12 protein-coding genes are annotated in these 13,494 nt (G+C 70.6%); 5 read left to right on the plus strand and 7 right to left on the minus strand.

Annotated elements, in window-relative coordinates:
• Nucleotides 1-61: 61 nt before the first annotated feature.
• From ACEZHJ_RS02585 to ACEZHJ_RS02600, 4 genes are all read right to left on the minus strand, one after another.
• Nucleotides 62-442 carry a hypothetical protein gene (locus ACEZHJ_RS02585; protein ID WP_163139847.1) on the minus strand — a complete coding sequence of 127 codons (381 nt, stop codon included), beginning with the start codon at nt 440-442 and terminating at the stop codon, nt 62-64.
• Between the two features lie 126 nt (nt 443-568).
• Nucleotides 569-2,116 carry a DHA2 family efflux MFS transporter permease subunit gene (locus tag ACEZHJ_RS02590; protein WP_205599793.1) on the minus strand — a complete coding sequence of 516 codons (1,548 nt, stop codon included), beginning with the start codon at nt 2,114-2,116 and terminating at the stop codon, nt 569-571.
• Nucleotides 2,113-2,469: an HlyD family secretion protein gene (locus ACEZHJ_RS02595; RefSeq protein ID WP_205599794.1), complete on the minus strand. Its 357-nt coding sequence runs from the start codon at nt 2,467-2,469 to the stop codon at nt 2,113-2,115. Before ACEZHJ_RS02595 ends, ACEZHJ_RS02590 begins: the two co-directional genes overlap by 4 nt.
• A complete protein-coding gene (locus ACEZHJ_RS02600) occupies nt 2,447-3,250 on the minus strand; it encodes an HlyD family secretion protein (RefSeq protein ID WP_205599795.1) in 804 nt (267 codons plus the stop codon). Before ACEZHJ_RS02600 ends, ACEZHJ_RS02595 begins: the two co-directional genes overlap by 23 nt.
• Before the next feature lie 123 nt (nt 3,251-3,373).
• Between ACEZHJ_RS02600 and ACEZHJ_RS02605 the strand changes: the two genes are divergently transcribed.
• A complete protein-coding gene (locus tag ACEZHJ_RS02605) occupies nt 3,374-4,033 on the plus strand; it encodes a TetR/AcrR family transcriptional regulator (RefSeq protein ID WP_163139849.1) in 660 nt (219 codons plus the stop codon).
• Here the strand turns inward: ACEZHJ_RS02605 and ACEZHJ_RS02610 are convergent.
• Entirely contained in the window at nt 4,018-5,184 is a 1,167-nt protein-coding gene (locus tag ACEZHJ_RS02610) for a hypothetical protein (protein ID WP_375036204.1), read from the minus strand. The two genes, ACEZHJ_RS02605 and ACEZHJ_RS02610, sit on opposite strands and share 16 nt — an antisense overlap.
• Nucleotides 5,185-5,188: 4 nt before the next feature.
• Nucleotides 5,189-6,520 carry a bifunctional diguanylate cyclase/phosphodiesterase gene (locus ACEZHJ_RS02615; protein WP_163142180.1) on the minus strand — a complete coding sequence of 444 codons (1,332 nt, stop codon included), beginning with the start codon at nt 6,518-6,520 and terminating at the stop codon, nt 5,189-5,191.
• A 126-nt stretch (nt 6,521-6,646) separates the two neighbouring features.
• Here ACEZHJ_RS02615 and ACEZHJ_RS02620 point away from each other — a divergent pair, with 126 nt between their 5' ends.
• Entirely contained in the window at nt 6,647-7,558 is a 912-nt protein-coding gene (locus ACEZHJ_RS02620) for an alpha/beta hydrolase (protein WP_205599886.1), read from the plus strand.
• On the opposite strand, the gene ACEZHJ_RS02625 is transcribed toward ACEZHJ_RS02620, so the two are convergent.
• On the minus strand, nt 7,548-8,759 hold the full coding sequence (locus ACEZHJ_RS02625; RefSeq protein ID WP_375036205.1) for a PQQ-dependent sugar dehydrogenase: 1,212 nt from the start codon (nt 8,757-8,759) through the stop codon (nt 7,548-7,550). The two genes, ACEZHJ_RS02620 and ACEZHJ_RS02625, sit on opposite strands and share 11 nt — an antisense overlap.
• Before the next feature lie 215 nt (nt 8,760-8,974).
• On the opposite strand from ACEZHJ_RS02625, the gene ACEZHJ_RS02630 reads away from it, so the two are divergent.
• The 3 genes from ACEZHJ_RS02630 to ACEZHJ_RS02640 all read left to right on the plus strand — a co-directional run bounded on the left by ACEZHJ_RS02630 (nt 8,975) and on the right by ACEZHJ_RS02640 (nt 13,466).
• Complete coding sequence (locus ACEZHJ_RS02630) at nt 8,975-10,726, plus strand: diguanylate cyclase (RefSeq protein ID WP_375036206.1); 1,752 nt, start codon at nt 8,975-8,977, stop codon at nt 10,724-10,726.
• A gap of 104 nt (nt 10,727-10,830) precedes the next feature.
• A complete protein-coding gene (locus tag ACEZHJ_RS02635; protein WP_018717864.1) occupies nt 10,831-11,292 on the plus strand; it encodes a (2Fe-2S)-binding protein in 462 nt (153 codons plus the stop codon).
• Between the two features lie 2 nt (nt 11,293-11,294).
• Complete coding sequence (locus tag ACEZHJ_RS02640; RefSeq protein WP_163141493.1) at nt 11,295-13,466, plus strand: xanthine dehydrogenase family protein molybdopterin-binding subunit; 2,172 nt, start codon at nt 11,295-11,297, stop codon at nt 13,464-13,466.
• Nucleotides 13,467-13,494: the final 28 nt, after the last annotated feature.

Raw genomic sequence — 13,494 nt, forward strand, 5'->3', positions numbered from 1 at the left:
GCCGTGCGGCAAGGCCGGTCCGTGAGGGCGCGGCACACGCTATCGGTGTGTCGCGCGGGGGTCAGTCGATGCGCTTGTGCCGCCGGTGCCGGTCGTGTCCATCGTCCCAGTCGTTGCGGCCGCCGAAGCCACGACCGTAGCGATCATGGTCCTCCCGGTAGCCGAATTTGTGGCGCAGTCCGGGCGGACCACCGTGGTGGCGAAAGGCCGGTGGCGCGAAGTGGCGGCCACGGTGGTGGTGGCGGTCGCGGTAGCGGTAGCCGTCGTGCCGGTTGAACCAGCCCCGGTAGTCGCCGTAGTAGGGGGCCGGGTCACGGTAGCCGAAGTGGATGGTGACACCGCTCTCGACGTACTCGCGGGCGTCCGCCCGGGGGCTGGCGACGGCGGCGCCGATGCCCAGGGCGGCGGCCGCGGCGATGAGGGTGAGTGTACGCACGCGCATGACGGTACTCCTTCCGGTGGTAGAGCCGGATGCCGGGTTTCGGTACCTACCGTTATGCCCCCGCGTGCCTGAACCCGGGCTGAACGGCACGGTCGCCGTGTGCCGGGCCGACGGACGGTCGCCGCGTCAGTGGCCGGCCTCGCCCGTCGCCATGGTGGGGCGCTTCATGAGCAGCATGACGGGGACGGCGCAGAGGTAGATCATCCCCAGCCACAGGAAGATGTCGTTGAAGGCCATGGTCTGTGCCTCGACGCCGATGCGTCGTGCCAGATTGGCGATGGCGCCCGCCCGCGGATCCGCGACGGCGCCGGTGAGCTGCTGGGTCTGGGCCTGGAGCTCGTGCACGACGGCGGCGCGGCCGGTGTCGATCGCGGGGATGATCTGGCTCCAGTGGAAGTCGAAGCGTACGTCGCGGATGGTGTCCATCATCGCCAGGCCGAAGGCCCCGCCCAGATTGCGCAGCACGTTGAACAGTCCGCTGGCGTTGCCCACCTCGTGGGGCGGCAGGGTGCCCAGGGCGATGCGGGTGATGGGGATCATGCACAGTACCATGCCGGCGCCGCGGATCACCTGGGGCCAGAAGAATAGCTCGTAACCGGCCTCGCTGGTCATGTGGGCGTTCATGACGGTGCCGGTACCCACCAGCGTCAGCCCGATGGCGAGGAGGATGCGTGGGTCGATGTGATCGGAGGCGCGTCCGGCGATCGGGGCGCACACGAACATCGCCGCGCCGGTGACGAACATGATCTCGCCGATCTGCAGGGCGTTGTACTGGCGCACGATGCCGAAGAACAGCGGCATCAGGTAGGTCAGGCCGTACAGGGCGATCCCCAGGCAGAACCCGAGCGCTGCGCCGATGGCGAAGTTGCGGTTGCGGAAGGCGTGCAGGTCGACGATCGGGTGATCAGTGCGGAACATCCGCACGAAGAACGCCACGCCCGCCACCGCGCACAGCACGCTCATGTCCCGGATCAGCGCGCTGGCGAACCAGTCGTCGCCGGGACCTTCCTCGAGGATGTATTCGAGGGTCCCGAGGAAGACCGCCATGAACACCAGCCCCGGGACGTCCAGGCGCCTGAGCAGGGAACGGTTGCCGTGGTCCAGGGCGAGGGTGTTCCAGATCGCGAGGCTGACGAGGATGCCGGGCAGCACGTTCACCAGGAACAGCCAGTGGTAGCTCATCGTCTGGGTGATGTAGCCGCCGATGGTGGGGCCGATGGACGGCGCCATGGTCGCCACCAGCCCCATCACCGCCTGCACGCTGCCCATCACCCTACGGGGAAAGATCGAGAAGCTGATGGCATAGGCGATGGGGATCATGGCCCCGCCGAGGAAGCCCTGCACGGCCCGCAGGGTGATGAGCGTGCCCACCGAGCTCGCCATCGCGCAGCCCAGGCTCGCCAGGGTGAATCCCCCGCAGGAGACGACGAACGCGACCCGGGTGGAGAGGATGCGCGTGAGCATCCCCGACAGGGGGATCATCACGACCTCCGCGATCAGGTATGCCGTCTGCACCCAGGAGATCTGGTCCTCGGTGGCGGACACGCCGGCCTGGATCTCGTTGAGCGAGCTCGCCACGATCTGGATGTCCAGGATCGCCATGAACATCCCGAACACCGCGGCCACGAACCCCAGTCGCTGGGACCAGGGCGGCATGTCGGTGACGTGGGTCACGGCCGCCCGCCGTCGCGGTTGTCGTCCGGGCCGCTACGCTCGCCCTGATCCGCGTCGGCGAGGGGGTTGCGATCCTGATTGCGATAGACCCGGCCCTCGCCGGTCTCGCGGGTGTCCACCTCCGGGACCACCGACAGCCCCGGGCGCAGCAGTGCGAGGCGTTCCGGCGGCTCGGTCACGCGGATGCGCACCGGCACCTTCTGTACGATCTTGTTGAAGTTGCCGGTGGCGTTGTCCTGGGGCAGCAGGCTGAACTGCGCGCCGGTGGCCGGGGAGAGGCTCGCCACGCGGCCCTTGAATACCCGGTCCGGGTAGGCGTCGACGTGGATATCAACCGGTTGGCCGATCTCCATGCGCGCGATCTGCTGTCTCCTTGAAGTTGGCCACCACGTAGACCTCCGGCAGCGGCACCACGTGCAGCAGGGTGCGCGCGGGCTGGGCCATGGAGCCGGCCTCGACGGTGACGTCGCCGACCACGCCCGCGGCCGGTGCGACGATCCGCGTCTTGTCGAGCTGATGGCGGGCGTAGGCGAGGGCGGCCTCGGCGTCCGCCACCGCGGCACTGGCCTGGTCCCGCTGCGCCTTGAGCACTGGCAACTGACGCTTCTCGGCGGTCAGCGTCGCCCTGGCGGCCTGTCCCTCCGAACGGGCGACCCGGTAGGCGGCCTGGGCGTTGTCGAGCTCCTGGCGCGAGCTGTAGGAGCGTTTCTCCAGGCTCTTGGCGCGCTGGAGGTCGAGCCGGCTGCGCTCGGTCTCCGCCTTCGCCGAGTCGACCCGCGCGGCCGCCTGCTCGATGCGTGCCTGCTGGAGGGTGATCTGGCGCTCCGTGGCCTGGAGGTTGGCGCGGGCCTGTCGCAGCTGCGCGGCAGCCCGGTCCCGCTGGGTGGTGAGGTCCTTGTCCTCGAGCCGGACCAGGAGCTGGCCCTTGTCGACGACCTGGTTCTCGGCGACCGGCACATCGACCACGCGGGCGTTGATCTCGGGCTGGATGGCGACGCTGTCGGCGGCGACCTGGGCGTTGTCTGTCTCCTCGATGAAGCGCCCGACCCGGTACCACTCTATGCCGTAGACCACACCGGCGGCGATCACCGCGGCCAGCACGACGCCGAACACCACCAGTTTGATACCCCTCACGGCATGCACCTCGACGGAACGTTGGACAATGGAGAACGTGAAGACGTGAAATCGTAACGTAGATTACGTTTCTATCAAGTGTTAGTTTTCGCGGCATGACCGTGACGGCCGAACAGGTGAGCGATGGCTGACAGCGAGACGCCGGGGTGCACGCCCGCGACCCGGCGTGGCCGTGAGCGCGCGGCGCGCATCCTCGATGCCGCTGCCGGGGTGTTCCTGGAGCGCGGTTTCGAGGCGGCGACCATGAGCGAGATCGGCCGGCGGGCCGGCGGGTCCATGCAGACGCTCTACCGCCTTTTCGGCAGCAAGGAGGCGCTGTTCCGGGCGATCATGGAGCGCAAGGCCGGCAGCGTGTACGCGCCGCTGGAGGACGAGTCGATCTTCGAGCAGCCGCCGGAGCGCGCGCTCTTCGAGCTGGGCATGCGGCTCAACCGCCTGCTCCTCGACCCGGATACCCTCCGTACCCACCGCGCGATGATCATCGAGTCCCATCGCAACGCCAACCTGAGGCAGATCTTCTACGAGACGGGCCCGGGCCGGGCGCGCGCGGCGCTCGCCCGCTATTTCCGCGTCGAGTGCGAGCGCGGTCACCTGCGCCTGGACGACCCGGATGCCGCCGCGCGGCAGTTCCTGGACTTCGTCAAGGGCGCGCACTACCTGGAGGCGGTGCTCGGCCAGCCGGTCACGGCCACGGAGGCGGAGATCGAGCGCTGCGTGGACGAGGCGGTGCGGATCTTTCTCGACGGGGCGCGGGGCGTGGCACCGGATCAGCCGCCGCGCTGATCCGTCCAGTGCGGATAGTCGCTGCGCAGCTTGCGCAGGTCGAAGTGGCGCTCCACCCAGTCGATCAGACGGGGCGTCAGATCGAGGTCGCGGGATTCCTCCGGGGCTGAGAGGTCGAACGTCCGCCGGGCACCGTCCGGGGCGGCGAGGGTGAGCCGGCGGGGCAGGTCGACGACGACCAGGTCCGCGGCGTCGCCGTCGTAGTGATTGGAATGACGGGCCCCGCTGCGCGTGGCATAGACCACGTTGTAGGCCTCGGCCATACGCCGGGCCGCCTCCTTTGTGGCCCGCCAGCCGTCGTCGGTTTGCCAGCGGATCGGGATGTCCAGCCCCCACCCGGCATTGAGCCGCTCCAGCTCGGCGGCCCGCCGTGCCACCGCCTCGGGACCCCTTGCCCGTGCCAGGATGAAGGCGCCGTACATCAGGTAGCCGCGTTCGCGCCGGCGCACCGTCGAGTAGAGATACGCCTCCGCGCCCTGGTCCCGGCACTGCGCCATCAGCGAGCGCAGGCGTGATGCGAAGCCCGCGGCGCCGGCGTCCACCAGGGCCTGCAGCCGGGCGGCCTCGTCGGCGGGGTTCGGATAGCGTGCCGTCCAGCGCGGCCCCGGTGGTGCGCCGTCCGGGGCGGGCTCGAGATCCGGCGGGTTGGGCGGTGGGCGGATCTCCAGCCGCCGGCCCCCGTAGCGCCGGGGCGTGTCGCCGAAGACCCCGTCGGGGTGCAGCAGGATGCCCGCGCGCCGGGCCCGGCCGGAGTGCACGTCCACGCTGTCCAGCCGCCCGCGCGCGGCGGCGACGTCGTCGAGAAAGTAGAGCAGGTCGGTGAGGTCCACCGGCCGGCCGAGCCGTTCGCGCACGGCGCGCAGCAGCGGCTCGTCGGCCGGGGTGGCGGCGAGCGCGTTCAGCGTGGTGCCGTCCAGGCGCACCCCGGCCAGGGTCACCGGCAGGTCCCGGAGGGCCTGCGCGGCGGCGGCCAGGGTGGTACGGCCGCCGTCGTCCCCGGGGGCCGGCAGCGCCTCCCACTGCCGGTTCGTGTCGATGGCATCGGCACCCGCGGTGGCCCGACCCCCGGCGATGACGCCGAGGGCGAGCAGGATGGCGAGCGCGGCGACACGCGGACGAGGGGACGGGCGATATTGGGTGGTGTATGGCACGGGGTCAGCGCACCAGCCACGCGTCGAGCTGGTCGTCCGGCATCGGCCGGGCGAGGTGGAAGCCCTGACCCTGGTCGCAGCCGATACCGTCCAGGAAGGTGTACGCATTCGCGGTCTCTATGCCCTCGGCGACGACGTCGAAATCCAGCCCGTGGGCGAGGTTGGTGATCTCGGTGACAAGGAAACGCGCCTGCTCGCCCCTGTCCAGGTCGAGCACGAAGGACTTGTCGATCTTGACCACGTCCGCCGGAATGCGGGTCAGGTAGGCCATATTGCTGTAGCCGCTGCCGAAGTCGTCGATGGCCACGGTCATGCCCAGGGTGCGGACCTGCCGCAGGGTCTCCAGCGTCCGCGCGTTGTCCGGAGAGACCGCCCCCTCCGTGAACTCCAGCTCCAGGCGCCGCGGGTCCACGCCGTAGCGGTCGAGCCATCCGCGCAGCCGCCCCAGAAACTCGGGCTCCGCCAGGTTCCGTGGCGAGACGTTCACGGATATGCCCAGATCGCGTCCCGCGTCCTGCCATCGGCTGAGCCGGCGGATCGCCGTTTCCAGCACCAGAGCCGTCAGTGGCCGGATGAGGGCGGTGGTCTCCACCAGGGGGATGAACTCCGCGGGCGAGATCCATCCGAGCCTGGGATGCTGCCACCGGATCAGCGCTTCCACGCTGTGGCTGAGGCGGTCCGCGAACGACACCCGGGGCTGGAAGTGCAGGGTGAACTGGTCGTCGGCCTCCAGCGCCTCCGGCAGGTCGGTCAGCAGCTGGAAGGCACGGCGCTGGGCGGCGTCCGAGCCCGGGTTGTAGTACGCGAACGGATGGTGGGAACTGCGGCTGTCCTGTGCGGCGGTGAGCGCGGCACGCAGTGCCTCGGCGGGTGCGGTGAAGCCGGCGTCCAGTGCCACCAGCCCGACTCCCGCGGCGGTCTGGATGGGGATGTCCTGAACCATGACGGGGTCGGTGAAGTGGGTGGCGATGCTCCTCGCGGTGTGCTCCGGGGGGTATCTGCCGTCGTTGTCGACGACGAACGCGAAGCTCAGCACGCTGACGTTGTAGACCGTCACGCCTGCATCCAGGCACTCGATGACGCGCTGGGCCCCGGCGCGGATGAAGTCCTCGGAGAAGGCATGGCCGAGTGCACGCAGGATGCGGTTGAAATGCTGTGCCTCCGCCAGTGTGACCAGTACCAGCGTACGCGGCCGGCCGCTGTACGCGATTCCGTCGAGGTCGGCGGCAAGCTGCTCCAGGCACTGGACCCGGCTTGGCAGGCGGGTGACATGGTCGTAACGGCCGATGTCCTCGGCGGTGAAACCGCCCGCCGGCGGCTGCGGCTGTCGCGGCATGGTGCCTGATTCTCCGGGGCCCGCGTTATCGGTGCTCATTCTCGGTGACTGCCCGGGCACGCTCGCGGCGCCCCCGTTTCCCTGTTAGCGTCCGGATTCGGCCAAGTATAGGGATTCGGGGTGACGATGTCCTTCCTGAAGACGATGTGGCGGGCGCCGGCGATCGCGGTGCTCGTGGCGCTCGCCGCCGGCTGTACGCGGCTCGGTGCGCTGGACTCGGTGATGCCCCGGGACGATGGCGCCCGGCGCGTTGCCCGGGATGCCTCGTACGGGACGTGGCCGCGTCAGCGCCTGGATGTCTATGCCCCGCGGGCGCCCGTGGCCGGCGCGCCGGTGATTGTGTTCATCTACGGCGGCTCCTGGGACAGCGGGCGCCGCCAGGACTACGGCTTTGTCGGCCACGCGCTGGCGGCCCGCGGCTTCGTGACCGTGATCCCGGACTACCGGCTGGTGCCGTCGGTGCGTTACCCCGCGTTCGTGGAGGACGTCGCGGCGGCGGTGCGCTGGACCCATGATCACATCGCCCGCTACGGCGGAGACCCGGCACGCATCGGCGTGGCCGGCCATTCGGCCGGGGCCTACAACGCCGTGATGCTGGGGGTTGCGCCGCGCTATACCGGTGCGGACGGCGCAGAGGGGCTGCCGGTGGCGGCGGTGGCCGGGCTCTCCGGCCCGTACGACTTCCTCCCGCTGGACGTGCGCGCCACCCGGCGGGCGTTCGCCGGCGTGGCGGATTTGCAGGCGACCCAGCCGGTGGCGGTCGTGGGCTCCCGGGGGCCGCCGTTGTTCCTTGCCACGGGAACCGCGGACACCACGGTGAAACCGCGAAACACCACCGCGCTGGCGGAGCGGGCGCGGGCACAGGGACGGCGGGTGGTGGTCCGCCGCTATGCAGGAGCGGACCACGTGGACATGCTGCTGTCCCTGGGCTGGTGGTTCCGCGACGATACCGCCGCACTCGCCGACATGACCGCCTTCTTCCGCGATACCCTCGGCGGTGCGCCGGAAGGTAGCGACCGCGAGACGGCTACGGACTGAGCCGGTAGAGCGCGCCGCTGCCGTAGTCGCCGATGTAGAGATTACCGGCATCGTCGGTACCGAACGTGGAAATGGAAAGCCCCGTGTCGACGAGCAGCTCGCGCTCGTCGCTGCCGCGGTCGTAGGCCCAGATGCGACCGCTGATGAAGTCACCGAACACGTATCGCCCGGTGAGCGCCGCCAGGCGCGTGCCGCGGTAGACGTAGCCGCCGGTAACGGACTCGCCGAGGTCGTGGCCGTACTCCGTGAGCGGAGCGGTGAAGTCGCTGTCCGTGAGACTGTCGCAGGCGCTGGAACGCAGGCTGGCGTCGACGGTGAGGCTGCCCTCGCGGCAGTCCCAGCCGTAGTTGCCGCCGGCGGTGACCACGTCGATCTCCTCGCGGGCGTCCTGACCCACATCGGCGACCCATATCCGCTGGCCCGAGAGGTCGGAGTCGATGCTCAGCCGGTACGGATTGCGGAATCCGTAGGCGTAGATCTCCTCGCGCAGACCCGCGGTGTTGCCGGCGTAGGGGTTATCCGAGGGCACAGCGTAGTTGGGCGTCACGCCGGTGCCCGTGACGGATACGTCGATACGCATCACCGAGCCGAGCAGGTTGGTGCGGTCCTGGGCATTGTCGTCCGGGTCGTAGGAGCCGCCGCCGTCACCCGCGGTGAGGTAGAGCATGCCGTCCACAGGGCCGAAGGCCAGGGCGCCGGCGTAGTGGTTGTCCGTGCCCGGATGGGGGATCTCCAGCACTACCTCCTCGGTCGCCGGGTCCACGGGGCGCACGCCGGTGTCGGTGAAGCGTGCGACGACGATGCGCCGGGGACTGTCGGCCGTGTAGTGGACGTAGAAGTACCCGTTGCCCGCGAACGCCGGATCGAAGGCGAGACCGAGCAGGCCGCCCTCGCCGTCGGTGACCAGGTCGGCGCGGCCGCTCAGGTCTAGGAAGGTGAGCGCGCCGGCAGCGGGGTCGTTGCGCGAGAACACGCGGATGCGTCCGGCCTTCTCCGCCACGAACAGCCGGGCGTCGGGGGCCGGCGGCGCCTGGATGTCGGTGACGCCGGGGAAGCTCAGGCCGGAAAAGACCCGTTCGACGGTGTAGTCCGTGGGTGTGGGTTCGGTCACCGGGTCGCCACCGTCGCTGCTTCCGCCGCCGCCGCAGGCCGCCAGGCCGGCCGCGGCCAGGATCGCCGGTATCAGGGGGAGGGTACGCATGGCCGGTCCTCTGGCCGTCGTGGATGCCTGGGAGCATGGGTCAGCCGCGGGCCATCCGCCACGGCGGGCCGACAGTCGGCCGCCGGAGGGCGGCGACCGGTCCCGGTGTCCCTGAGGTCCCCGGCGACATCGAACGGCAACCCGGCATGGGGTAGAGTTGGAGCGGGGCATGGCCCCCGTTAACCAACGGATAAACAGCTCGTGCGAACCCACCCATGATCGCCCGTCTGTCGCCGATGGCGCTGCTCGTGCTGGCGGCGTGGATGGTGGCGCGCACCGTCGTCGCGGCACAGACACAGGAACCGGTACGGCTGCCCGGCGGCGACGGTGGCCCGGTCGGGGAGCAGGCCCGCTACCTGCGCGAGACCGGCGGGCCGCTGACGCTGGCGGAGGCCGTCGGGGCCTTCCACGGTGGCCGGTTCTCTGCCGGTGGATCGCCGGTCCTCGCCTTCGGGATCGGTGCCCGGCCGGTATGGATCCGTCTCGAGGTGGTCAACGCTGCCGCCGAGCCGCGGCCGGCGCGCCTCACCGTGGCCACAGCGTGGCTGGACGACGTCACCGTCTACATCCGTCGCAACGGCCGTACCGTGGCCGCCTACCACACCGGGGACCGGGAACCGCATGCCGCACGGCCCGTGGCGGGGCGTTACTTCGCGGTCGATCATCGCTTCGCCCCCGGCGCCGCCACAATCTATCTGCGGGTGGCGACCCCCGACCCGATGGTCGTGCCCCTTTATCTCGAGACCCCGGCGGCGGCTGCCGAACGGGACCTGGTGACCGGTTACGGCTACGGGTTCCTCTACGGCTTCCTGTTCGCCCTGGTGGCTTACAACCTGATGCTGTTCGCCGGGCTCCGGCAGGCCCGCTACGCCCTCTACGCCCTCTATCTCGGTGCCTTCCTGCTGATGAACCTCTCCTACACCGGTCACGGCTTCGCCTGGCTGTGGCCGCGGAGCACGGGCTGGGCGCAGTGGTCGAACCCGGTGCTGATGCTCGCCTACGCGACCACCGGGCTGACCTTCGCACTCAGTTTTCTCGATACCCGCGAGCATTTCCCGCGGCTGCGCCGGGCGGTGATCGGCTACATCGCCGTGGGTGCCGCGTCGATGCTCGCCGCCGTGACCGCCGGCTACCAGGCGGCGGCGCTGGTGGTGGCGTTCACCTTCATGATCGCGTTCACGGTGATCATGCTCGCCCTGGGGATCGTGTCCGTGCGCGCCGGTCTGCGTGCCGCGCGCTATTTCCTGCTCGCCGCGGTCTCGTCGATGATCGGCGCCGCGGTCACGGCGATGGCGGTATGGGGGTTCATCCCGTTCAATGCCTGGACCTACCGTGCCGTCGACATCGGCATGCTGGTCGACGCGACCCTGCTTGCCCTGGCGCTGAGCTATCGTTTCCGCGAGGGGCAGGCTCAGCGCGTCCGCGCGGAGCGGCTGGCACGCATCGACCCCCTCACCGGCGTCAACAACCGCCGGGCGTTCCACGATGTCAGCGCGCGGATCTGGAACCTGGCGGTACGCAACGCCCGGCCGGTGTCACTGGCGTTGATCGACCTCGACCATTTCAAGCAGGTCAATGACCGCTACGGACACACCGGCGGTGACGAGGCGCTGAAGGCGGTCGCCCGGGTGCTCCGTGCCAGTGTCCGGGATTACGACGTGCTCGCCCGCTGGGGCGGCGAGGAGTTCGTTCTGCTGATGCCCGAGACGGAGCTCGCCGAGGCCGTGGCGTTCGCCGAGCGCCTGTGCGCGGCGGTGGCCGCACACCGCGCTCACCATGGCGACGATATCATCGCGGTGACCGCCAGCGTCGGCGTCGCCGGCAAGGACCATCGCCATCGCACCCTCGATGACCTCCTTGCCGACGCCGATCGCAGCCTCTACGCGGCCAAGGATGGCGGGCGCGATCAGGTCCGGTTCGACGACGGCCGCGGCGTGGCCCGGGCCGGTGGCGGGCGCCGGGGGTGAGATGCGCACGGTGCTCGCGTTGAGGGCACCGTCTACTACACTGGGTCGTACGTTTTCGGACAGTTGCCACCCTTCGCGGTGGCCCGACCCGGAGAGAGAGCACTATGAGCATCACCCTCAAGGTCAACGGCAAGACCCACAGCGTGGACGTCGACGCCGACACGCCGCTGCTGTGGGTCCTGCGCGATGAGCTGCGGCTCACCGGCACCAAGTACGGCTGCGGGATCTCCCAGTGCGGCGCCTGCACCGTGCACCTCGACGGCAGCCCGACACGCTCGTGCGTGCTGCCGGTGCAGTCGGTGGGCGATCGTTCCGTCACCACCATCGAGGGGTTGGAGAGTCCGGCCGCCGCCGCGGTGCAGAAGGCGTGGGCGGAGATGGATGTCCCCCAGTGCGGCTACTGCCAGTCCGGGCAGGTGATGTCGGCGGTGGGGCTGCTCGAGCAGACGCCGCAGCCCGACGACGACGCCATCGACGGCGCCATGCGCGGCAACGTCTGCCGCTGCGCGACGTATCAGCGTATCCGTGCGGCCATCCATCGCGCGGCCGGCGAGCTGGAGGCGTGACCATGCAGCAGCCGTATTCACAGCCGTTCTCGCCGTCCCGGCGGCGCCTGCTGAAGGGGGCCGGTGCCGCCGGGGTGGGCCTCGTCATCGGTTTTCACTGGGGCCTTGGCGGTCCCCGCGCCATGGCGGCGGAGACGGAGAGCGGGGGCTGGGCCCCCAATGCCTTCGTGCGCATCGCCCCGGACGACACCGTCACGGTGATCTCGAAGCACATCGAGTTCGGGCAGGGTAGCTACACCGGCGTGGCCACCGTGCTCGCCGAGGAACTGGACGCGGACTGGTCGCGGGTGCAGGTTGCTCCGGCCCCCGCCAACGCCGAGCTCTACGGCAACGCGCTGCTCGGCGGTATGCAGGGCACCGGGGGCAGCACCGCGATGGCAAGCTCCTGGGACCAGCTGCGCCAGGCGGGGGCCACGGCACGGGCCATGCTCGTGGCCGCCGCGGCGGAGCGCTGGGGCGTGCCGGCGAGCGAGCTGAGCGTCGCCCAGGGCGTCGTCCGTCACGCCGGCAGCGGCCGCGAGGCGCGCTTCGGCGAGCTCGCGGAGGCCGCCGGGCGGCGCGAGGCGCCGAAGGAGGTTCGCCTCAAGGACCCGTCGTCCTTCCGCCTGATCGGCCACCGGGTGCCCCGGGTGGACGCCTCGGAGAAGAGCAACGGCGAGGCCCAGTTCACCCTGGATATCTACCTCCCGGACATGCTCACCGCGGTGATGCTGCGCCCGCCGCTGTTCGGCGCGACCCTGCGCTCGCTGGACGACAGTGAGGCCCGCAAGGTGCGGGGGGTGGTCGACGTGGTGCGCACCCCCCGGGGCGTCGCGGTGCTCGCGGAGGGCTTCTGGGCCGCCAAGAAGGGCCGCGATGCCCTCAAGGCGGAGTGGGACGACAGCGCTGCCGAGAAGCGGGGTACGGAGGCCCTGTACGAGGACTTCGCCGCCCTGGCCCGTGAGCCCGGCGCCACCGCGGAGGCCCACGGCGATCCCCAGGCCGCCATCGATGGTGGCACGCGGGTGATCGAGGCGGAGTACCGCTTCCCCTACCTCGCCCATGCGCCGATGGAACCGCTGGACGCGGTGATCCGCGCCACCGGCGATGGCTACGAGCTGTGGGCGGGCTCGCAGATCCCGACCATCGACCAGGGCGTGGTGGCGAAGACACTCGGCGTGCCCGCGGAGAAGGTGGCCGTGCACACGCAGTTCGCCGGCGGCAGCTTCGGCCGCCGCGCGACCCCCAACGGCGACGTCGCCATGGAGGTGGCGGGCATTCTCAAGGCCACCGATGGCCGGCGTCCGGTGAAGCTGGTGTGGACCCGCGAGGACGACATCCAGGGCGGGCGCTACCGGCCGCTGTTCGTCCACCGGCTGCGGGCGGCGCTGGACGACGACGGCCGGCCGGTGGCGTGGCAGCACCGCCTCGCCGGCCAGTCCATCATGAAGGAGATGGGCGGACTCCGGGACAACGGCGTCGATCCGGTCTCCGTCGAGGGGGCCGAGGATCTCCCCTATAGCTTCGAGCACTTCGCCGTCGAGGGGCACAACCCCGAGGCCGGCGTGCCGGTGCTGTGGTGGCGCTCCGTGGGCCATACCCACACCGCCTTCAGCACCGAGACCTTCATGGACGAGCTCGCCCACGCGGCGGGGGAGGACCCGGTGGCCTTCCGGCTCGCCCGGCTCGGCGATCACGATCGCCACCGCGGCGTCCTCGAGCTCGCCGCCGACCGTGCCGGCTGGGGCAAGCCCGTCCCGGAGGGCCGCGCCCGGGGCGTGGCCGTGCACAAGTCCTTCAACAGCTACGTCGCCCAGGTCGTGGAGGTCTCCAAGGGTGAGAACGGGCTGCCCCGGGTCCACCGCGTGGTCTGCGCCGTCGACTGCGGTGTCGCCATCAACCCGCACAACATCGAGGCGCAGATGCAGAGTGGCATCGGCTACGGCCTCGGTGCGGCGCTCTACGACGAGGTGGTGCTGGAGGACGGCCGGCCGAAGCAGGCCAACTTCGACACGTACCTGCCGACCCGGATGACGGACATGCCGGAGGTCGAGGTGCACATCGTCGACTCGGACGCCGCGCCCACCGGCGTGGGCGAGCCGGGGACACCGCCGGTGGCGCCGGCGGTGGCCAACGCCTGGTTCGCCCTGACCGGCGAGCGCGTGCGCCGTTTGCCGTTCCGACGTAATGGCTGAGCCCGTGTCGGCGCGGTTTTTCCGGCCT

It is taken from the genome of Arhodomonas sp. KWT2 (assembly GCF_041949875.1).
In the GTDB taxonomy this organism is placed as follows: Bacteria; Pseudomonadota; Gammaproteobacteria; order Nitrococcales; family Nitrococcaceae; genus Arhodomonas; species Arhodomonas aquaeolei.

Coding starts and splice junctions, on each gene's coding strand:
- ACEZHJ_RS02635 (WP_018717864.1), top strand. CDS start 10,831: ATGAGCATCACCCTCAAGGTCAACGGCAAGACCCACAGCGTGGACGTC.
- ACEZHJ_RS02630 (WP_375036206.1), top strand. CDS start 8,975: ATGATCGCCCGTCTGTCGCCGATGGCGCTGCTCGTGCTGGCGGCGTGG.
- ACEZHJ_RS02620 (WP_205599886.1), top strand. CDS start 6,647: ATGTCCTTCCTGAAGACGATGTGGCGGGCGCCGGCGATCGCGGTGCTC.
- ACEZHJ_RS02605 (WP_163139849.1), top strand. CDS start 3,374: ATGGCTGACAGCGAGACGCCGGGGTGCACGCCCGCGACCCGGCGTGGC.
- ACEZHJ_RS02595 (WP_205599794.1), bottom strand. CDS start 2,469: ATGGAGATCGGCCAACCGGTTGATATCCACGTCGACGCCTACCCGGAC.
- ACEZHJ_RS02625 (WP_375036205.1), bottom strand. CDS start 8,759: ATGCGTACCCTCCCCCTGATACCGGCGATCCTGGCCGCGGCCGGCCTG.
- ACEZHJ_RS02585 (WP_163139847.1), bottom strand. CDS start 442: ATGCGCGTGCGTACACTCACCCTCATCGCCGCGGCCGCCGCCCTGGGC.
- ACEZHJ_RS02615 (WP_163142180.1), bottom strand. CDS start 6,520: ATGCCGCGACAGCCGCAGCCGCCGGCGGGCGGTTTCACCGCCGAGGAC.
- ACEZHJ_RS02640 (WP_163141493.1), top strand. CDS start 11,295: ATGCAGCAGCCGTATTCACAGCCGTTCTCGCCGTCCCGGCGGCGCCTG.